The sequence below is a fragment of the Bacillus sp. OV322 genome (genome assembly GCF_900112495.1).
GTDB lineage: Bacteria > Bacillota > Bacilli > Bacillales > DSM-1321 > Peribacillus.
On sequence record NZ_FOMA01000002.1, the window covers coordinates 152,115 to 172,807 of the forward strand.

Consider the following 20,693-nt stretch of genomic DNA (forward strand, 5'->3'; position numbering starts at 1 on the left):
GAACGGTTTTTTGCCTGTCAATATTCAGTTACCTCGTGATGAATATCAGCTGGTATAAAAATAAAATGGCAAAAATGTAAACCAGGGGATGGACCTCGCGATACTTCCTTTTGGCAAGTTTCATAATCGGGTATGAAATGAATCCAAGTGCGATTCCGTTGGCTATGCTTGATGTTAAAGGCATGCTGACAATAACAAGGAAGGCTGGAAATGCCTCATCGAAATCATGCCAGTTAATTTCTGAAATGTTTTTTATCATAAAACTGCCGACTATGATCAGGCTGGGCGCCGTAATGGCCGCGACACCTGAAAGCGCGCCGACCAAAGGACTGAAAAAAGCGGTAATCAAAAATAATACGGCAACTGTAATGCCTGTCAGCCCTGTTTTGCCTCCTGCCGCGACACCGGCAGAGGATTCAACAGTGGCAGCTGTCGGGCTTGTGCCAAACATGGCGCCAATGGCTGTACCAATTGAATCAGCAAAAAAGGCGCTTCCTGCCTTCTCTAATTTTTCGTTTTTAAGTAATCCCGCCTGCCGTACAATGCCAAGCAGCGCGCCGGTCGTATCGAAGAGCATGACGAGCAGGAAGGAAAAGACGACTCCATACAGCCCATAATGAATGACATCATTAACAGAGGTGATAGGGTTATAAACGACAATGCCTTCTGGCAAATGAGGCAAAGCAATAATGCCTTTAGTGAAATGCAGCTGTCCTGTAAAGTAAGCAATTGCCCCGGTAATAACCATCCCTATAAACAATGCCCCCTGTACATTTAACGTCATTAGGATAATGGAAATAACTAAACCGATCAGTGTAAGTGCCACCTTAGGGTCGCTGAAGTTTCCAAGGGTCACTAAATTAGTAGGGTGATCGGCTACGATTCCGGATAAACGGAGACCGATGAAGGTGATGAATAATCCGATTCCTGCGCTGATTGCATGTTTTAAGTTATTGGGAATCGCTGCAATGAGCTTTGAACGGAAAGATGTCAGCGATAAAATTAAGAAAATGATTCCTGTCACGAATACGGCAGAAAACGCAATGGCATATTGAATATGGTGCGTTCCCAGAACAGAGTAGGCGAAGTATGCATTTAATCCCATCGCAGGCGCGATAATAATTGGGTAATTTGCAAAGAAGGCCATGCTCAATGTACCAATTAAGGTAGCGATGATGGTTGCTGAAAAGGCCTGGTTAAAAGGCACGCCAGCATCGGATAGGATCATTGGGTTGACGACAACCACATAGGCCAGAGTAAGAAATGTCGTAATCCCGGCTAAAACCTCAGTCTTAACCGTTGTTTTTCTTTCTTGAAGTTTGAACATGCTGCCACTCCTTTTAAAATAGAAACCTCCTTGCATATAGCAAGGAGGAAAACGTTACTCCAAAGCTTGAATATTGTTAGTTTGTTCAAAAATGAAAAATCCTATAAATTATAATCAATTACAGTGAAAAGCACAATCATGTAAAGGTTAAGTGTCACCGATTATCGGCGTGTAAACGCTTCAAATCAAAAAATAAATTTTGTTCCCGGGAAAAAACGCGTTAAAAGGGATATTTTAAAGGTGAAGTGCTGTTTTCGAAACATTGGACAAACAAGGAAAGTTTCAAAAGCAAGCTTATAATGGGAATGTTATACTAGACAAAAATCATTATTAGAATAGGCAGGTATGATATGAAATTTAATCAGCTTGGAATCAGCCCGGCATTTGAAAATATATTGAAGGAACGGGGCATCATGGAACCCACACCCATTCAGGAACAGGCAATTCCTGAAATACTGTCAGGAAAAGATGTTATTGCCAAAGCACAGACTGGAACGGGAAAGACCTTTGCTTTTTTGCTTCCGATATTGGAAAAATGGAATATAGAGTCTTCGTCCATTGAAGCATTGATTGTTACTCCTACCAGGGAGCTTGCCCTTCAGATTACACAAGAACTGAATAACTTTGCAGAGCATATTGATGGCTTTGAGGTCTTGGCAGTTTACGGGGGCCAGGATGTTGAGCGGCAGATGAAAAAGCTTCAGCGCAATATATCTGTGGTGGTTGCCACACCAGGCAGGCTTTTGGATCATGCCAGGAGGGGTACGATTGATTTGTCCCATGTAGAAAAGCTGGTTCTGGATGAAGCAGATCAAATGCTTCATATCGGATTTTTGCCGGAAGTGGAAGAAATTATAGAACAGCTTCCATCTGACAGGCAAACGCTGCTGTTTTCTGCAACAATGCCGGATCAAGTGAAGTCATTGGCAAGAAGATTCATGAGCCAGCCGATTACGGTGGCAGTGAAATCTCAGCAGATAACGGTAGAGAAGATCAGGCAGCTGGCAATTGAAACAACAGATCGTGCCAAACAGGATACACTTATTACAGTGATGAATGAAGAACAGCCATTTTTGGCTATTATTTTCTGCAGGACTATAAGGAGAGTATCCAAGCTGAATGAAGCTTTAAAGGGAGCAGGCTATAAGTCCGAGGAGCTTCATGGTGACCTTTCCCAGGCGAAAAGAGAGCGTGTCATGAAGAATTTCCGCAATGCTTCCATTCAATATCTGGTAGCGACAGATGTTGCAGCACGCGGATTGGACGTTGAAGGAATTACACATGTTTTTAATTATGATATCCCTGAGGATGCTGAAAGCTATATCCATAGAATCGGCCGGACTGGGAGAGCTGGTGAGAATGGATTGGCTGTAACTTTTATCGCTACCAAAGATCTTCAGCTTCTGGGTGACATTGAAAAAGGCATTTCCATGAAAATTCCGAGAAGGAAAATTGAAGGAATTCATATGAATCAGCCGGATGAGGTACAAAAAAAGGCTAGACAGGGATCAGGAGAAAGAGGACGGAAAGAATTCTCCCGTGAAAGCAGCGGAAGCCAGAGAAGCCGGGGCAGCCGCACTGATGGCGATAGTTCCCGTTCAGAATCCCGCAGCGGCCAGCGCAGGGCCGATAAGCGAAATGGCAGTGAAGACCGGAGGAAAAGGCAGGAAACTTCAAGTTCCCGTCCTGAAGGCCGCCGCGGCAGGGAAAGCGGACGATAGGATAGAAGCGGCAACGGGTGCAGAGGAAGATAGGGTTTTTAACCAGTTAAATGGCGCGTCTGCAGAAATACCGGAAAAGATTAACAGAGCCACTTTGAAAAAAACATGAATGGAGAGCATGCCTATGAATAAGCCATGGCAAGCCGAATATCCCGTTAGTGCTGACACCGCAAGGAGCATTATTCATAATCAGTTTCCTGAGCTTTGTCCAGCGAATGTTACAATACTGGGCAAAGGATTCGATAATACTGTTTTTGGAGTAAATGGCGAATATGTATTCAGGTTTCCGCGCCGTGATATCGCTGTGCCGCTGTTAAGCACAGAAAGTAAGCTGCTTCCTGCTCTTGTTCCAGTGCTGCCTCTAAAAATACCCGAGCCCATTTTTCTTGGAAAGCCTGAAAAAATTTTTCCTTTTCTTTTTACTGGATACCGTCTTGTAAAGGGGAAGCTGCCTGTAGATGAATCACACCAGGCACGGGCAGTTTCAGCTAGGAAATTGGCATATTTTCTGAGAGCCCTTCATGATTTTCCTGAAGAAAAGGCCCGTGCCCTGGGAGTCTTGCCTGATTCTATGGGACGGATTAATATGCAGGTGCGAAAGCAAAAGCTCGCCTCCAATATCAAACAACTTTTTGATGCCGGATACACAGATGACGCGAAAATTGCAGGTGAGTACCTGTATCATGCAGAAACAGTAAATAATAATAGTGGAAATCAATTAGTTCATGGAGACATCCATGTCCGCAATGTCATTTTAGATGAAAAGGGCATGCTTTATGGAATCATAGATTGGGGAGATGTTCATTTAGGAAATGCGGCAGTGGACATTTCCTTTATTTATAGTTATTTTCCTCCAGATACACGCAAAGAGTTTTTCTCGATTTACGGAGAAATAGATAGGGAAACAGAAATATTAGCACGCTTCAAGTCAGTATATACGCTTATTAACCTGTTCCTTTACGGCCATGATCAAGAAGATGATACTCTGATTGCACTGGCCAGAAAAGGGCTGAAGCTGTCAATGCTTGATTGAAACATAACTCGGCGGATGCCGGGTTTTTTTTATTGGCTGTTTTCGGGAACTGAGCTGCTATGAAACAAGGTGGCGGATTTCCGCTTCAGGATGCTCGCTTTCCGCGGGGCTGGCGGTGAGCCTCCCTCAGCTGCTCCTGCGGGTTCTCACCTTCCTGCTTATCCCGCAGGAGTCTCGGCTTTACGCTCCAATCAACCTGACCATGCTTTTTAGTGACTAGTAAAAGGCACATTCGCAAATAGTACGCCTCAAGCCTTATATGAAAATATGGCCAGAGCTCATTATGAAAAAGGGGGAAGGCAGGTAAACTTGGAGTATAGATTGAAAGGAGGAAAATAAATATGAAAAAATTCGGATTAGCAGCTGCGGGTGTTATTGCGGCGATGATACTGCTTGCGAATGTTGGCCCACTGGCTGGCTTGGCAATAAGCCTGGTGATTTTATATTTTGTGTTCAAACAGTTTATTAAAGCAGAATCCGCATGGGGAAAAGTAATTTGGGCAATCATTTCCCTCGCTGCACTTTCTGCGGCGATCGCAAATATTCCATCTGTTATTGGCATTGCTGCCGCCCTTGTTCTGTATTTTTTTTATAAGAAATGGAACGGAACAAAAAGTGAGCAAGTTAGCGGAGAAAAAGATCCTTTTATTAATTTCGAGAAACAATGGGCAGATTTAAATAAAAACTAATATGAAAAGGGAGAGAAAAAACATGAACGTATTTACAAGATTAAAAGAGACAATTGCTGCTGATTTTCATGAACTTCTGGATCAAAAGGAAAAGAAGAATCCAATTGCCGTCTTGAATCAATATATGCGCCAAAGCGAACAGGAAACAGAAAAGGTACGCAAGCTTGTAGAGCGCCAATACCAGCTGAAGGAAGAGTTTACACGGGAATTGGCATATGCGCTTAATTTAGCCGGCAAACGGAAGCATCAGGCAGAGGTAGCTGCCAAGGCCGGGGAAACCGGTCTGCAGGAGTTTGCTGAGCGTGAAATTGATCAATACGAAAAGCGTGCTGAGCGCTTAAAAACGGCTCTTCATGATGCAGAGAATCAGCTGCAGGAGCTTGAACAGAAGTACGAAGAAATGAAGCATAAATTAAAAGATATGAATATCAAACGCCTGGAGCTGATGGGGCGCGAGAATGCTGCCAGAGCACATTATAAAATCAATAGCGTGCTGGATACAGAAAGCAATGCGGATAAGCCATTTATGCGGTTTGAAGAAATGGGGCAATACCTTGAAAGGCTCGAAGATACGGTTAATTCTTCTTATCACCATCAAACCATTGACGGCAGGATTGCCCGCCTTGAAAAGGAATTGAAAAATAAAGAAACCCATTCTATTTCTTAAAGCAATCGTGGTATTCTTAAAGAGGCGCAGAAATCTGCGCCTCTTTTGAAATATATGCAGCAATGAAAAAGCAGTATCAGCGAAGGGAGAGGCCCTGTGTTGAATAAACATAGAACAGAGTGGATTGGCTGGGTTTTTTTAACTGGCATTGTACTGCTATTTTTAGAATTAGTATTTTTTGATGGGGATTTATTCATCTCACTTCCTCTATCCTTCGGGTGTTTATACCTTGGCAAAAAAAAATATCATCGTGCAATAGGGAAAATGCTGTTTTGGATCGGACTATTCAGTACGGTTGTAATTGTGCTGCAGATGATGGTCTTTAAATTTTTCATTTTAGCTATTCTTGCTTATCTTTTATACACTTTTTATCAATCGAAAAAGAATCCGGATTATATCAGTCCGGTACTGATAGAGTCTAAGAATCGCGGCCAGGAGCCGCTGATCAAGAAGAATTCCCTCTTTGAAAACAAGCTGTTCGGAGGCAGAAAGACGCCTGACCATGTATATGAATGGAATGATGTGAACATACAGACCGGGATTGGTGATACTGTCATTGATTTGAGCAATACGATTCTTCCTAAAGGGGACACCTTTATTTCCATCCGGGGTATTGCGGGAAATGTCCGCATTTTAGTTCCATATGATATGGAAGTGAGCATTCACCACTCTGTCATTGCTGGAAGCACGTCGGTGTTCAATAACACGGACAGGAAAATTTTCAATAGTATTCTTTCTTTTCAGACACCTGGATTTAATGATGCAGAACAGAAAATTGCCATCATCACCTCGTTGCTTATCGGAGATTTAGAGGTGAAACGGATATGAACATTCTTACCAGGCAGATTATCAGGAGTGCAGCCATTTCTTTCGCTATGTCAATTCTATTGCCTTCGCTTGTTTTTTTTATATATCCGCTGTACGATTGGTCACTGTTATGGAACAGGAAAATCATGAATTTCCCGTTTGCGCTGTTTTTGCCGATCGCGAGTATTATCCTTGGTGTCCTTTATGGATCCATTTCAGGTGTTTACTGGAAAAGGCAGCTTGCTGAAGTGGGTGACGAGTTATATAAAATATCACAAGGCTCTGCATCTTCATTTGAAGGAAACACACAAGTCCAGGAGTTTGCCAGAATTTCAGCACAACTTGAAAATGTGCGCAGGCATATCGCTGAACAGGCCAAATCAGTTCAAAAGCTGGCCAATGAAAAAGTGAAGGATCAGGAAAAATATGTTCAGGAAATTATTTCTCAGGAAAGAAACCGCCTGGCAAGAGAGCTCCATGATTCTGTCAGCCAGCAGCTGTTTGCCGCCTCGATGCTCATGTCCGCCATAACCGAAAGCAGGCAGGATACCGACAGCAATGAAATGAAGCAGCTTAAGCTAACAGAGAGTGTCATTCATCAGTCACAGCTTGAAATGCGGGCACTTCTCCTCCATTTGCGCCCGGTGCCGCTAAGAGGCAAGTCCCTTCAAGAGGGCATTACCTCATTGCTTGGGGAGCTCGTTCAAAAAGTTCCGATGAAAATCACATGGAAGATAGAACCTGTCTCTATGGACAGGGGGATAGAGGATCATTTATTCCGCATCCTTCAGGAGTCTGTTTCCAATACTCTAAGGCATGCAAAAGCTTCATCACTTGAGGTTTCATTAATATCAAGAGACGGCCTGATTATCTTTATCATTGCAGATGATGGCTGTGGCTTCCGCTCAGAAAACTCCAAAGCAGGTTCTTATGGGCTTCTTAATATGCAGGAGCGTGCAGCGGAAATTGGCGGCACAATGAAAATAGTCAGTGTGATCAATAAAGGAACAAGGCTCGAAGTAAAAGTGCCATTAATTTCTTCAGGAGGTGAAGATATTGATTAAAGTATTGCTTGTAGATGATCATGAAATGGTAAGAATAGGGGTATCTTCTTATTTATCTATGCAGGCTGATATAGAAGTGATCGGCGAGGCAGATGATGGCGGTGCAGCAGTAAGGCTGGCACTTGAACTGCGTCCGGATATTATATTAATGGATCTGGTCATGAAAGAAATGGACGGAATTGAGGCAACCAGATTGATAATTGATAAATGGCCGGAAGCAAAAGTCATTATTGTCACAAGTTTTCTGGATGATGAAAAGGTATACCCGGCTCTCGAAGCAGGAGCTTCCAGCTATATGCTGAAAACCTCCAGGGCGAGTGATATAGCAGAGGCAGTGCGTTCTACTTTCCATGGCCATTCTGTGCTGGAACCGGAAGTGACAGGCAAGATGATGAAAAAAATGAGAACACCAGCTGTGCGGCTTCTCCATGAACAGCTCACAAACAGGGAAATGGAAATTTTGCTGCTGATCGCACAGGGGAAAACCAATCAGGAAATCGCAGACGAACTATATATTGCCCTGAAAACCGCAAAGGTGCATGTCAGCAATATTTTGAGCAAACTAGAAGTGCAGGATCGCACACAGGCCGTCATTTATGCATTCAAGCATGCACTGGTGAAATAACAGGGGAAACTGGAGATTCTTTATAAAAGGGCGTCTTTTACATAGGCTGTTTTCGTAAACTTTGCTGCTATGGAACAAGTGGTTGATTTCCGCTTCAGGATGCTCGCTTTCCGTGGAGCGGGCGGTGAGCCTCCTCGGCTTTGCCTGCGGGGTCTCACCTTCCCGCTAATCCCACAGGAGTCTCGCACCTTCCACTCCAATCAACCCGGTTTAACAACGGGATAGCTTCACAGAATATATTAAACAACAATCTTTAAGAAAAGAGCCTTACATAATAGGAAGATTCTCTAAGCGGAAATATATTGCCCGCTATAGCAGGATGAGAACGAAACAGGCTTTGACAAAAATGGGGGATAGGAAATGGAAGACAACACTTATTATAAGGGCATCCTTCACATAGGCTCTCTTTTAAACCATGCGGGAATACCCTATGAGTTTACCGGGGCTTCAGCACTTTTGCTTCAGGGGGTCATTTTGGAGGATGAAGATAGAATAACCGTAAGCGTACAATGGGATCTTCTTCAGCAGGCATATAGCCTTTTTGAAACCTTCCAGCCTTCTGAACTCGTGAAAACGCCGGAAAAAGCAGAGTTTTATCTTAAGATCAACCAAATAGAAGCGGTAATAAGCTTCTTTTACAATACCACTGTTAAAACGGATCCATACCGGATAGCCATTCAGCATGGCGGCGAAGAGATCTGGTGCCGTTCACTTTACAGCCATTTATACGATAAAGAAATGAATAGATTCAGCAGCAGCATCCATGCGCATCTATTGAAGCAGCAGCAGGGGTTCACCGAGCATAATGAGCAGGCCTGGAACCAGAATAATTATCTGGCGCTTATTAACAGGTACGGGCGCCCGGAAGATATGGCAGAAAAAATCAGGCAGAATCCTGCTTGGAGGCTGCATCCCTTCTATAAATATTTAGGTGATCTTAATGGAAAGAAAGTAGCCCATTTGATGGGGTCAAATGGAGTGAAAGCAGCAGCACTGGCATTACTGGGTGCAGAGGTTACGGTGGCTGATTTCTCAAAAGAAAATAAAGCATTCGCAGAAGAACTGGCAGCTTCCTGCGGAGTCGATATAAACTATATCGTTTCAGATGTTCTTTCGCTGCCGCAAGCAGAGCTTGGCGGAAAATATGACCTTGTTTTAATGGAGCTTGGCGTTCTGCATTATGTAATCGACCTTCAGCCGTTAGCAGAGGTTATCAGGGCCTTGCTGAAGAAGGGCGGAAGATTTGTCCTTCATGAGTTTCATCCTATTTCAACGAAGCTGATTTCCTCTTCAGGAAAAAAGCATAAAGTAACCGGCAATTATTTTGATCCGGAGATTGAAAATAATAGGGTGGCATTTACCAAGCATATGCCCGAGCAAGAGCAGGAAAGCCTGTCAAATGTTGTCCAAAGAAAATGGACCATAGGCGAGCTGATTACGGCAATTGGCCAATCAGGACTTGTAATCAAGGTGCTGGAGGAGGAGCCGAATCATAAAATCCACGATATCGGGCTTCCAAAAACCTACACACTTGTCTGTGAAAAAACATATTAATGTATTATTGAAAATTATCTAACAATAAAGTTGACGGATAACCAAGGTTCGTAGTAGGATTAATTTATGTGAAAATTGAATAGTACTTATCGAGAGAGGTGGAGGGACTGGCCCTTTGAAGCCCGGCAGCCGCTGACATAGTCAGAATGGTGCCAATTCCAGCAGAGTCATGCACTCTGGCAGATAAGCAGGGGATAAATCGAAACTTCTTCTTATCGGGGGAAGTTTTTTTGTTTTCTTTTATTCAAGATGCAGGCAGAATTGAATGGAAAAGGAGATAGAGAGATGAAATTTGGATTTTGGCTTCCCATCTTTGGCGGATGGCTTCGAAATGTAGATGATGAAAACATGCCGCCAACCTTTGAATATGCAAAAACTGTCATCCAGGCTGCAGAACAGTGGGGATATGATACGACGTTGATTGCTGAACTTTACTTAAATGATATAAAAGGGCCTGAACAAGATTCCCTTGAGGCCTGGACTACGGCAGCAGGGCTTGCTGCAGTGACCGAAAAAATTGAAATCATGACCGCTGTCAGGCCTGGATTCCATAATCCGGCTGTTACAGCAAAAATGGCAGCGAATATCGACCAGATCAGCAATGGCCGATTCACGCTGAATATTGTTTCTGCCTGGTGGGAGGAAGAGGCTCGCCAGTATGGGGGAATCTTTACGGCCCATGACGAACGATATGACCGCACGGAAGAATTCATTGATGTTATTCAGGGCTTATGGAAAGAAGATATCTTTTCCTATAAGGGAAAGTACTATGATATCAAAGACGCCCATTTAAGCCCAAAACCGGTGCAGCGGCCTAATCCAATCCTATATGCCGGCGGTGAAAGTGAACGCGGCAAACAGGTGATAACCGGCAAATGTGACGCATATGTGATGCATGGCGGGACAGTTGAGGAAATCAGAGGTAAAATTCAGGGAATGAAGGAAAGACGGGCAGAATCAGGAAAACAGCCTTTCTCTTCTTTTGGATTGGCCGCATATGTAATCTGCAGGGACAGTGAAGAAAAAGCACAGGAAGAACTTAAGAGAATTACGGATGTTAAAGAATCCAGTGCTTATGCCGGATACAATGATTTCGTTAATAAGTCGCAGCTTGAGCAGCAGGTCAAGCTTTATGATTATTCTGTTTCCAACAGGGGATTGCGCCCGAACCTTATTGGGACTCCAGAACAGATTGCGGAGCGTATCATTGAATTTGAAGAAGCGGGAGTAGATTTGCTTTTGCTTCAGTTTTCACCGCAGCTGGAAGAAATGGAGCGATTCGCGAAACAGGTAAAACCGCTTGTGGAGAAAAAACGCCAAAAAACAAAAGCCTGACGGTCAAGTTTTGAAGCTTATAACAGGAGGCTATAATAATGAGCAAAATATACATCATTCACGAAAACAGCGAATGGACAGAGCATCTGACAAACAGATTGAACGAACTGAACCTGCCTTATGAAGAGTGGCATCTTGACCATGGACTGGTGGACTTATCCCAGGAGCCGCCGGAAGGCGTGTTTTACAGCAGAATGAGCGCTTCTTCCCATACAAGGGGCCACCGTTTTGCGCCTGAACTTACCGAGTCGGTCTTGGCATGGCTTGAGCAGCACGGACGGAAGGTCCTGAACGGCAGCCGTGCTCTCCGATTGGAAGTGAGCAAGGTCAATCAATACACAGCACTAGCCAGCCATGGCATTAAAACGCCTAAAACCATTGCTGCAGCCGGGAGAGATATGATTATAGAAGCAGCCGGGAAGCTGGGTGCAGAATCCTTTATCACCAAACATAACCGTGCCGGAAAGGGACTTGGGGTCCAGCTGTTCCATTCCATTGATGCATTGAAGCAATATGTGGATGGCCCTGATTTTGAAGAACCGGTCGATGGCATTACATTGATTCAGGAATATATCAAATCCCCTGAGCCATATATCACCCGCTGTGAATTTGTTGGCGGAAAATTTGTGTATGCTGTCCGTGTCGACACTTCTGAGGGCTTTGAGCTATGCCCGGCGGACGCATGCCAGATTGGCGATTTATTCTGCCCTGTTGGGGAAGAGGTTCCTGAAAAGCCTAAATTCCAGGTTATTGAAGGTTTCCGGGAGCCCATTATCGAGCAATACGAAACGTTCCTGAAAGAAAATCAAATTGCTGTTGCCGGGATTGAATTTATCAGAAACAGTGAAGGGGAAATCTTCACATATGACATTAATACAAATACAAATTATAACAGCGATGCAGAAAAAGCGGCAGGGAAATTTGGCATGCTGGAATTAGCCAGGCTATTGGGCAATGAATTGAAAATAGTGGAACCAGCCCGTTTATAAGATATTCATATACAGCAAAAACCATCTTTGGGGCACCCAAAGATGGTTTTTGTTTATAACAGTTAAGGCTATTAAAAGAGTCAGCTTTGGCCTTCATTCGCCCAATCTTCCACGTTCCATACCTTTGTCACCCAATCCTCATAGAAATCAGGCTCATGGCAGACAAGGACAATAGTGCCTTTATAGGCTTTCATGGCGCGCTTAAGCTCTTCTTTAGCTACAATATCCAAGTGGTTGGTCGGCTCATCAAACAAAAGCCAGTTGCTTTCTGTCAGCATTAGCTTGCATAAGCGGACCTTTGCCTGTTCACCTCCGCTCAGCTGGTTCAGCGGGCGGGTTATGTGATCATTTTTCAAGCCGACCCTTGCAAGGATTCCTCTTACCTGAGGCTGCTCCAGACTCGGGAATGCATTCCAAATTTCGTCAAGCGGCGTGGTGCCTGCAGCTTTCACTTCCTGTTCGAAATAAGAAGGGAAAAGGAAATCGCCAAGGATGACCTTGCCGCTAATGGGCTTAATTTTGCCGAGAATGGTTTTTAGCAGTGTGGACTTCCCGACACCGTTGCTACCGACCACTGCAATTTTGTCTCCGCGTTCAATCGTTGTTGTAAGCTTAGGGAAGAGCGGGCGGTCATATCCAATTTCTAATGCTTCACCCTCGAACACAAACCTGCTGCTCCCTCGCGACTCTTTAAAATCAAAGGTAGGCTTCATGGCCGTTTCAGGACGGTCGATTCGTTCGATTTTTTCAAGCTGCTTCTGTCTGCTCTTTGCGCGGCCTGTTGTTGAATAGCGTGCTTTATTTTTCGCTATGAAATCTTCCTGCTTCTTGATGAATTCCTGCTGTTTTTCATAGGCATGGATATGCTGATTTTTATTGATTTCAGCTAATTCCAGGAATTTTTCATAGGTAGCTGTATAACGAGTCAGTTTGGAGAATTCGAGATGAAAGATAACGTCAACTACGCCATTCATAAATTCCGTGTCGTGGGAAATTAAAAGATAGGCATGCGGATATTCCTTCAAATAGTTGCTTAGCCAGCGGATATGCTCGACATCCAGATAGTTGGTAGGTTCATCTAATAAAAGAACCTCAGGCTGCTCCAATAACAGCTTGGCGAGCAGAACCTTAGTACGCTGCCCGCCGCTAAGAGCAGAAACATCGCGGTCAAGTCCAATGGCATCCAGGCCAAGTCCGCGTGCAGCTTCTTCTACCTTGATATCAAGATTATAAAAGCCGCCTGCTTCCAGCTTGTCCTGAATGACACCCATCTGTTCCAAAAGCTCTTCAAGCTCTTCCGGAGAAGCTGTCCCCATCTTCTCTGTAACTTCATTCAGGGCCTTTTCCTCTTCAAACAGCGGAAGAAAGGCAGCTCTTAAAACATCACGGATGGTCTTTCCCTTCGTAAGCACGGTATGCTGATCCAAGTATCCGTATACGACGCCCGGAGTCCATTCCAACCGTCCTGTATCATGAATTAAATGTCCGGTAATGATATTCATTAAAGTAGATTTGCCGACGCCATTCGCGCCGACCAGGCCAACATGTTCACTAGCCATTAAACGAAAGGAAACATCCTTGAACAATGTACGGTCGCCGAAGCTATGGCCCAATTTATCTATAGAAAGTAAGCTCATTATTTGTGAACCTCCAATATTTATTAAAACATCCATAGTCCATCTTACTAAAATCCGTGATAGATTGCTATCCTTGCTTGCCAGCCCGCCCAAAAATACCAGAAACAGCAAGGAAGCACCAATCGACAAATTTCTCGGGAAATAATTGTTGAATTATATGTTTGTAAATGTGATTTGCTGATTACAGGGGTACACTTGGCTGCAGGGAGCTCGCCGGGCTGGCCTCAAAATGGAAGCTTTCGTACCGGAAATCAGCAGACAAGTATAACAGACCCAAGTTATTGTGAGCCATGTAAGTTACATCCCATATCGTCGCTCTCCAAAGCAATTTATGAGATAATGGAAGGGAACAAACATTTCTTGAATTTTAGGAAATTGAAAGGATGTTATGATGAGTAAAACACTTATACTGGCTGAAAAACCTTCAGTCGGAAGAGATATAGCTAAAGTGCTGAATAGCCATAAAAAAGGAAACGGTTTTTTTGAGGGAGATCAATATATTGTCACTTGGGCGCTGGGACATTTAGTTACCCATGCAGATCCTGAGGCGTACGATGAAAAGTATAAAGCTTGGAAGCTAGAGGACCTGCCGATGCTGCCCGACTCTTTGAAATTGGTAGTCATCAAACAGACCTCAAAGCAGTTTCAGGCCGTCAAAACCCAACTGAACCGGAAAGATGTTAAGGATGTCGTTATCGCGACAGACGCCGGCCGTGAAGGAGAGCTTGTCGCAAGGTGGATCCTTGAGAAGGCCCATGTCAAAAAGCCCGTCAAGCGCCTGTGGATTTCATCTGTGACCGACAAAGCAATCAAAGACGGATTCCGCAAGCTAAAGGATGGAAGGGAATATGAAAACCTTTATGCTTCTGCGGTTGCAAGGGCGGAAGCCGACTGGATCGTAGGCATGAATGCGACAAGGGCGCTTACAACCAAATATAATGCCCAATTATCCTGCGGCAGGGTACAGACCCCGACACTTGCCATGATTGCGAAAAGAGAGGAAGAAATAAAGAGCTTCAGCCCGAAGCCTTATTACGGGTTAAAAGCGGTTGCCTCTAATATGCATTTGGTCTGGCAGGATGGAAAAACAAAGGATACCCGCACATTTGAAAAAGAGAAGGCAGAAAGCATCCTGGCTAAGGCAAGAAACCAAAGCGCCGAGGTGGCAGACGTTGATAAGACGACTAAAAAATCCTTTGCTCCGCAGCTTTACGATTTGACGGAGCTTCAGAGGGATGCGAATAAAAAGTTCGGGTACTCTGCAAAGGAAACACTGTCCATTATGCAGGGGCTGTATGAAAGCCATAAGGCCTTAACCTATCCGAGAACCGACTCAAGGCATTTATCTTCGGATATTGTTGATACCTTAAAGGAACGGCTTGAAGCTGTTAGGGTGAAGCCGTATGCCATGCTCGCTTCCAAAATTCTCAGAAGCCCCATTAAAGTGAACAAATCGTTTGTTGATGACAGCAGAGTATCAGATCATCATGCCATCATACCGACTGAACAAACGCCTATCATGAGTAAATTAAGCGACAAGGAATATAAAATATATGATTTGGTTGTCAGAAGATTTCTTGCTGTGCTCCTGCCACCTTTTGAATATGAGCAGACAACCATCAAAGCAATAATCGGAGGAGAAGTTTTTGCAGCCAGGGGCAAAGTGGCGTTACATTCCGGATGGAAGGAAGCATATGATCATCAAACAGATGAAGAAGACTCTAATGACGGTCTCCTGGAACAAATGCTGCCTTCCGTGACAAAGGGCGATGTGCTGAAGATTACAAACCTCTCTATGACCAATGGGGAAACAAAGCCGCCTGAGCCGCTGAATGAAGCCACCCTGCTTTCTGCCATGGAAAATCCATCGAAATACATGAGCGGTGAACGAAAGGATCTTATAAAGACACTGGGTGAAACCGGCGGAATCGGAACCGTTGCAACCCGTGCAGATGTGATTGAGAAACTTTTTAACACCTTCTTAATTGAGAAAAAGGGAAAAGGGATATTTGTCACCTCCAAAGGCAAACAGCTTCTTGACCTCGCACCGGATGAACTGCGCTCGCCGGCGTTGACAGCCCAGTGGGAGCAGAAACTGACTGCCATTGCAAAAGGGCAGCTTCCTAAGCAGGCATTCATCAGCGAGATGAAGGCATACGCCAAGGATATAGTCACAGATATCAAAAACAGCAGCAAGAAGTTCAAGCATGACAATCTGACAGGAACTAAATGTCCTGATTGCGGAAAACTGCTGCTTGAGGTAAATGGGAAAAAAGGAAAGATGCTCGTCTGCCAGGACAGGGAATGCGGATACCGAAAAGGAGTTTCCCGGGCGACAAACGCAAGATGCCCGCAATGCCATAAAAAGATGGAAATGCGCGGCCAGGGTGAGGCACAGACCTTTGTCTGCAAGTGCGGCTATCATGAGAAGCTTTCCTCTTTTAATAAAAGAAGAGGCAAAGGCAAAGACCAAAAAGCATCCAAAAAAGACGTATCAAGCTATCTGAACAAGCAAAATAAAGATGAACCAATCAATACGGCTCTAGCCGATGCACTTGCTAAACTAAAGTTTGATTAACTCAAAAAAGGATGGAGCAGATTTGCTTCATCCTTTTTTTATCGCGTCAGGGATCAGATTGGGCCCCTACAGACTGTGATACATAAAGGAAAAGCCTTATGCCTTATCATCTATTCTTTTGCGCCTGGGCCAAAGTGAATAGCTGAAGCTGTATAGGAAGTCGATTGCAAGAGCAATAGACCACCATTTAATTAGCTTCTGTATTTCTTCAGTACTGTCAGAATCGCCAATATATAGAATCATTCCGTACATCAGTGCAATGCCGATCATCCAGGATAAAAAGTGCCTGAACCATCCTATGCGTTCAGCGCGTGCATGCCCGGATCCGAATTTAGGAGCTTTTTCCGGTATGGGACCATCAGCCATCCAATAAGAGAATCTCTGATCCATCCATTTAATCATGGAATGGCCAAACCCTGCTGTTACACCTATATATACAGCAGATAAGGCATGGAATATAGTTGCCGGAGCTCCATTTTTTAAGTCGATCACTGTGAAAATAAGTAAAAGCAAGTCTATGATGGGTGTGCATAATAAAACCATTCCGCCTATTTTTCTCTGTTTAAGGACATAGCGGATAAACAGCCCTCCAAGGACTATCAGCCAAAATCCAGCTTCACAAACTAAAATGAGCCAACCAATCAATATTCCTCACTCCTTTTTTAATACAAATGTATTAAAAACATAATAGCACAGCTGTATTAAAACAATCAATGGTGATATAATAAAAATATGCCAAAAATAGTTGATCATCAAAAACAAAAAGAAAAATTAGCCGAAGCAGCCTGGCGGATCATTGCTGAAGAAGGGATGGAGCATGCTACCGTCAGAAGAGTCGCTAAAGAAGCAGGCATCTCGCTTGGGTCGCTGCGTCATTATTTTCCTACACAATCAGAACTGCTCCTTTTTTCAATGCAGCTAGTATTGGAACGAATAAGAAAAAGGGCAAGCAGCTTGAAACTTGACGGCCCGCCGGTAGAAGACATGAAACTGATCTTAAGAGAAATCCTGCCTGTGGATGAACAAAAAAGGTATGAAACGGAGGTATGGCTTGCTTTTACAGTGAAAGCGATGAGTGAACCCTCACTCCGCAAATTCAGTAATGAAATCTATGAAGAAACGAAATCTGCCATTTTCTTCATCATACAATCACTTGAAAACCTTGGGCTTGCATCCCCCAATCTCGATGTATTTCTTGAAACAGAGCGGCTGTATGCTCTTATAGATGGACTAGCATTACATCACCTGCAAAAGGGAGATGAAGTCACACCAAAGCTTATGGAGTCTGTAATTGAACTTCATCTAGAAAGTCTTTGCAGAAGAAATTCTTGAAAGGAAAATCCAGGGCATCACTAAGTTTCATAACTTGCTTATACGGGAAGTAAGGATGAAATGAGATGGTGTTATACGAAAAAGACTCTGGCTGTTAATCGGCAACTTTGGACATTAGTCTGGAGAAGCTGGATGGGAAGGCCTATCGCTCCATAGCTCAGCTCCGAAAAGTCGGAGAACAGCACGCGGCGTATTATGGTTCAACTCCCAATGAAGCAATTTGCCAATCAGTTTATGAAATACTCAACCATAAAAATGTGAAATAGATAAAACAAACACTCGCATTGGCGGGTGTTTTTGTATGCTTGCTAACAAGCGTGCTGCTATGATAGATGGAGCATGCATTTTAGTGAACAGATCTAATAACTGTATGGTATGATTTTTATTAGAAATAAAACTGACGGGGGTAGAATATGGACGCAAATAAAGAGCTGCACGAATTTTTATTGGAGAAAACCTGGGGTTTAACCGAAGAATGGTATGCTTCTTTGGATAAAAGCGATCCCGCCGGTGTATATTCGTCTACTGATCCTGAAGTTATTAAAGCCGTTAAACAGCAAAATTATGAATTTCATATTCATTTTTGTGATCTTTTTATAAAAGATGAATCTAGTTTTATAGAAAACTTCGAATCCTGGATTCTGGAAATTGCCCAGGATGAACAGCATCTAGGTACGCCTATCCATTTCATATTAAGGGAGTTTTTCAGGACACAGGAACAGTATTTGGATTTGCTTCAGCAATTTTTTTCACTTCATAAAGGGAATTATTCAGAGGATGCAATTTCCTCATGGGAACGGAAAGTTATTAAAATATTTAGTAAGGTCATGATTTGGTTTGTACAGGAAAACCATAATTATTCCATGAAAAGGCTCGAATCGCAGCAAAGAATGATTAATGAATTGAGTTCTCCTGTCATCCCGATTGGCAGCAGTACCGCCTTGCTTCCGCTAGTGGGGGATATTGATACGGCAAGGGCTAAATTCATTCTTGAAAATACACTGGAACAATGTGCCGAGAAGCTGATTAAATTGCTGTATATTGATTTATCTGGAGTAGTCATTATGGATACCATGGTTGCCCAGCAGATTTTTCAATTAATCAAAGCTCTAAGCTTAATTGGAGTAAAATCTATCTTATCCGGTATCCGGCCGGAAATCGCTCAAACAGCCATCCAGCTGGGGCTTGATTTCAAAAATGCAAATATAAAAAGAAATCTTGAACTTGTATAGCATTGTCAGCCGCCTCTTTCTCTAAGGGCTTCAGACAAACCTGGAATGGCCTGCGAGAAAGCTTAAATATTAGAAATGGATGAAACCGCCTGGATTTTATGGGCGGTTTTTTGAAGTGGTTTTTTTCGAATAAATCTGCAGGTTTGGAAAAGAAGGATAACAGCTTAGAGTTGTTGAATTTTCACCTTATAAGTAATTTTAAGGTATGTGCTGGATAAGTATAAGTGCAAATAAGGTTCTACAAAGCCAGAAGTTTTGGAGGCATTATGGAAATTTTAATAAAAGACTTTGCTAGTAACTGTTCTTTAAATTATTTTGAAGTTAGCTTAATTGAACAAAGCAATGAGGTTTCATCGATCAAACCTATCAAACCTTTAAATTTCTTAGAGGTGATTTTTAAAGGCTTTTCTTAAAGATTGTTGTTTTTAATGTGTTATGTGAGGCTTTTCGATTGTCAAGTCAGGTTGATTGGAGCGTAAGGTGCGAGACTCCTGCGGGATGAGCAGCAGGCCACTGAAAAACTATATGTTATGGAAAAAAGATGAGTTTATAGGGGGTCAAAAATGATTCCTGACCCTCTTATCGTCGCTTAGAAGCGATTCTAGAGCTTCGTTTTTTGTACATCATTTTTCACTTTTGAAATTCCTGACTTTTTCAGTGGCTTCATGAGCAGAACAGGTGAGACCCCGAAGGGCAGCCGAGGAGGCTCACCGGCTGCCCCGCGGAAAGCGAGCATCCTGGAGCGGAAATCAACCACCTTGTTTCATAGCAACAAAGTTTACGAAAGCATTCATTTTAAATTAAAAAATGTAATAAAAAGGCATAATTTAGAAAATGAAGATATGATAATTTATAAATTATATGATGAACAACTTACTGAAACCAATACAGTTCCAATAACGAAAAATAAGTTTAGAGGCATTAATGCCTGAATTAATGAAATGAAAGGTGGCGTTGTATTATGAAAATGGCAATTATACTTAATGGGGTTAAATTGATTATAGGGTAAGCGTATCATTCCCCCTATAAACTGCGTGTTACCTAAATAATAGGAGGAATATGATTTTGGGATATATAGAGCAACAACAACAGAGCCGATATACGATAGAAATTGGCAAAGTGACATTCCAGTTAAAAGAGCATCATGATTTTTTATGGCTAAAAAAAATCGGGGATGTTTTTTGTGTATTCGATGAACAGGATTCTGGGAATATTTGTTTTGGAGTAGAAATTAACAATAAAAAGCTTTTTGTCAAATATGCTGGAGCTAAAACGCTGGAATTTTCAGGTGACACAAAAGATGCAGTTGTTCGCTTAATAGAAGCAATACCAATTTATAAGAAATTAGAGCATCCAAATTTAATAAAGCTGGTTGACCATTTTTCTGTTGGAAAAGGTTATGCAGCAGTATTTGAATGGATCGAAGGTGAATGCCTGCATTCTCATTGGTCTTTTGGGGGAATGGCTAAGTATACAAACCCTGAGTCTCCATTCTATAGATTTAAAAGCCTTGATATTAGAAAACGTTTGGACGCCCTTGATACAATTTTCTCTTTTCATACTTTTGTAGAATCACAAGGTTTCATTGCAGTAGATTTTTATGATGGAAGTATATTATATGATTTTAAATATCATAAAACGAAAATTTGTGATATAGACTTTTATCGTAAATCCCCTTTTGTAAATAATATAGGGGAGCATTTCTGGGGTGCTAAAAGATCTAAAGCTCCAGAGGAATTCACTTTATGGGCCACTATTGATTCAAGAACCAATGTTTTTACAATGGGAGCCATTGCATTTGGTCTGTTAGGCGGAGAAACGGATCACACCTTGTCAAAGTGGGAAGCTGACAAGGAATTATATGAAGTAGCCTTTAAAGCTGTTGAAAAAGAGCGAAATAATCGTTATGCGACTGTGAAAGAATTTTATGAAGCGTGGAACAAAGCATTAAAATAGTTTTTATTAAAGGCTTTTTTCTTAACGACTGTTGTTTTTTAAATTTTTCTGTGAAGCGAATTAGTTGCTAAACAGGGTTGATTGGAGTGTAAGGTGCGAGACTCCTGTGGGATTAGCGGGAAGGTGAGACCCCGCAGGCGAAGCTGA

18 protein-coding genes and 1 riboswitch are annotated in these 20,693 nt (G+C 42.8%); of the genes, 15 read left to right on the top strand and 3 right to left on the bottom strand.

Going from position 1 to position 20,693, the window contains the following annotated elements; translation table 11 throughout:
• Positions 1-28 precede the first annotated feature (28 nt).
• Positions 29-1,327, bottom strand: coding sequence for an NCS2 family permease (locus BM126_RS05170; RefSeq protein WP_090988537.1), 1,299 nt, complete (start codon positions 1,325-1,327; stop codon positions 29-31).
• A 350-nt stretch (positions 1,328-1,677) separates the two neighbouring features.
• Here BM126_RS05170 and BM126_RS05175 point away from each other — a divergent pair, with 350 nt between their 5' ends.
• From BM126_RS05175 to BM126_RS05220, 10 genes are all read left to right on the top strand, one after another.
• Positions 1,678-3,048, top strand: a complete 1,371-nt coding sequence (locus tag BM126_RS05175) for a DEAD/DEAH box helicase (RefSeq protein WP_090988538.1) — start codon at positions 1,678-1,680, stop codon at positions 3,046-3,048.
• 124 nt (positions 3,049-3,172) lie between these two features.
• Positions 3,173-4,081 (top strand): phosphotransferase, encoded by a 909-nt coding sequence (locus tag BM126_RS05180; protein ID WP_177201317.1) that lies wholly within the window; start codon positions 3,173-3,175, stop codon positions 4,079-4,081.
• 341 nt (positions 4,082-4,422) lie between these two features.
• Positions 4,423-4,770 (top strand): lmo0954 family membrane protein, encoded by a 348-nt coding sequence (locus tag BM126_RS05185; RefSeq protein ID WP_090988540.1) that lies wholly within the window; start codon positions 4,423-4,425, stop codon positions 4,768-4,770.
• A 22-nt stretch (positions 4,771-4,792) separates the two neighbouring features.
• Positions 4,793-5,437, top strand: coding sequence for a PspA/IM30 family protein (locus BM126_RS05190; protein ID WP_090988541.1), 645 nt, complete (start codon positions 4,793-4,795; stop codon positions 5,435-5,437).
• Positions 5,438-5,533: 96 nt separating this feature from the next.
• Complete coding sequence (liaF, locus tag BM126_RS05195; RefSeq protein WP_090988542.1) at positions 5,534-6,265, top strand: cell wall-active antibiotics response protein LiaF; 732 nt, start codon at positions 5,534-5,536, stop codon at positions 6,263-6,265.
• Positions 6,262-7,308 (top strand): sensor histidine kinase, encoded by a 1,047-nt coding sequence (locus tag BM126_RS05200; RefSeq protein ID WP_090988543.1) that lies wholly within the window; start codon positions 6,262-6,264, stop codon positions 7,306-7,308. The genes liaF and BM126_RS05200 overlap by 4 nt, the downstream gene beginning before the upstream one ends.
• Positions 7,301-7,933, top strand: coding sequence for a response regulator (locus BM126_RS05205; RefSeq protein ID WP_071351003.1), 633 nt, complete (start codon positions 7,301-7,303; stop codon positions 7,931-7,933). Before BM126_RS05200 ends, BM126_RS05205 begins: the two co-directional genes overlap by 8 nt.
• A 360-nt stretch (positions 7,934-8,293) precedes the next feature.
• Positions 8,294-9,487, top strand: a complete 1,194-nt coding sequence (locus BM126_RS05210; protein ID WP_256212981.1) for a class I SAM-dependent methyltransferase — start codon at positions 8,294-8,296, stop codon at positions 9,485-9,487.
• Between the two features lie 83 nt (positions 9,488-9,570).
• Positions 9,571-9,677, top strand: a riboswitch (SAM riboswitch).
• A 95-nt stretch (positions 9,678-9,772) separates the two neighbouring features.
• Positions 9,773-10,822 (top strand): LLM class flavin-dependent oxidoreductase, encoded by a 1,050-nt coding sequence (locus BM126_RS05215; RefSeq protein WP_090988955.1) that lies wholly within the window; start codon positions 9,773-9,775, stop codon positions 10,820-10,822.
• 38 nt (positions 10,823-10,860) lie between these two features.
• Positions 10,861-11,811 carry an ATP-grasp domain-containing protein gene (locus BM126_RS05220; RefSeq protein ID WP_090988544.1) on the top strand — a complete coding sequence of 317 codons (951 nt, stop codon included), beginning with the start codon at positions 10,861-10,863 and terminating at the stop codon, positions 11,809-11,811.
• Positions 11,812-11,891: 80 nt separating this feature from the next.
• Here the strand turns inward: BM126_RS05220 and BM126_RS05225 are convergent, their stop codons facing one another.
• Complete coding sequence (locus BM126_RS05225; RefSeq protein ID WP_090988545.1) at positions 11,892-13,448, bottom strand: ABC-F family ATP-binding cassette domain-containing protein; 1,557 nt, start codon at positions 13,446-13,448, stop codon at positions 11,892-11,894.
• A 391-nt stretch (positions 13,449-13,839) separates the two neighbouring features.
• Here BM126_RS05225 and BM126_RS05230 point away from each other — a divergent pair, with 391 nt between their 5' ends.
• Complete coding sequence (locus BM126_RS05230; RefSeq protein WP_090988546.1) at positions 13,840-16,026, top strand: DNA topoisomerase III; 2,187 nt, start codon at positions 13,840-13,842, stop codon at positions 16,024-16,026.
• Between the two features lie 96 nt (positions 16,027-16,122).
• Here the strand turns inward: BM126_RS05230 and BM126_RS05235 are convergent, their stop codons facing one another.
• Complete coding sequence (locus BM126_RS05235) at positions 16,123-16,671, bottom strand: hypothetical protein (protein WP_090988547.1); 549 nt, start codon at positions 16,669-16,671, stop codon at positions 16,123-16,125.
• Between the two features lie 87 nt (positions 16,672-16,758).
• On the opposite strand from BM126_RS05235, the gene BM126_RS05240 reads away from it, so the two are divergent.
• The 4 genes from BM126_RS05240 to BM126_RS05255 all read left to right on the top strand — a co-directional run bounded on the left by BM126_RS05240 (position 16,759) and on the right by BM126_RS05255 (position 20,546).
• Complete coding sequence (locus BM126_RS05240) at positions 16,759-17,358, top strand: TetR/AcrR family transcriptional regulator (protein WP_090988548.1); 600 nt, start codon at positions 16,759-16,761, stop codon at positions 17,356-17,358.
• A 413-nt stretch (positions 17,359-17,771) separates the two neighbouring features.
• Positions 17,772-18,590 carry an STAS domain-containing protein gene (locus BM126_RS05245; protein WP_090988549.1) on the top strand — a complete coding sequence of 273 codons (819 nt, stop codon included), beginning with the start codon at positions 17,772-17,774 and terminating at the stop codon, positions 18,588-18,590.
• A 266-nt stretch (positions 18,591-18,856) separates the two neighbouring features.
• Positions 18,857-19,003, top strand: coding sequence for a hypothetical protein (locus BM126_RS22175; protein ID WP_177201318.1), 147 nt, complete (start codon positions 18,857-18,859; stop codon positions 19,001-19,003).
• A gap of 652 nt (positions 19,004-19,655) precedes the next feature.
• Entirely contained in the window at positions 19,656-20,546 is an 891-nt protein-coding gene (locus tag BM126_RS05255) for a protein kinase family protein (protein WP_256212982.1), read from the top strand.
• Positions 20,547-20,693: the final 147 nt, after the last annotated feature.